The sequence below is a fragment of the Vibrio marinisediminis genome (genome assembly GCF_014050145.1).
GTDB lineage: Bacteria > Pseudomonadota > Gammaproteobacteria > Enterobacterales > Vibrionaceae > Vibrio > Vibrio marinisediminis.
Map to the genome: position 1 here is coordinate 1 of NZ_JACFYF010000288.1, position 262 is coordinate 262.

The 262-nt window shown below is 74.4% G+C and carries 1 pseudogene; it reads right to left on the reverse strand.

The window, feature by feature from the left end:
• Positions 1–262, reverse strand: a pseudogene (locus H2O73_RS24130) (hypothetical protein); the annotation flags it as partial.

Below are 262 nucleotides of genomic sequence, written 5' to 3' on the forward strand. Positions count from 1 at the left end.
CGGCATCCGACACGCCCTGCGCCTCCGGCCCCCGGTCCAAGAGCTCGAACACCAGCGCGCCCATGGCATAGATCCCCGCATCGCCCGAGCACACGAGGGCCACGTTGCGCCCCTCCCCCGCCCGTTCCAGCGCGTAGCGGCAGCGGTCCTCTGCCCCGCCCAGGGGGAAATCCGCGCGCGCCTTGCCCGCGGCCAGCGGGCCGAGCAGGTCGATATAGAGGCCGTAGCCCACCAGCTCCCCCGCCTCCGCCACCAGGCGGCT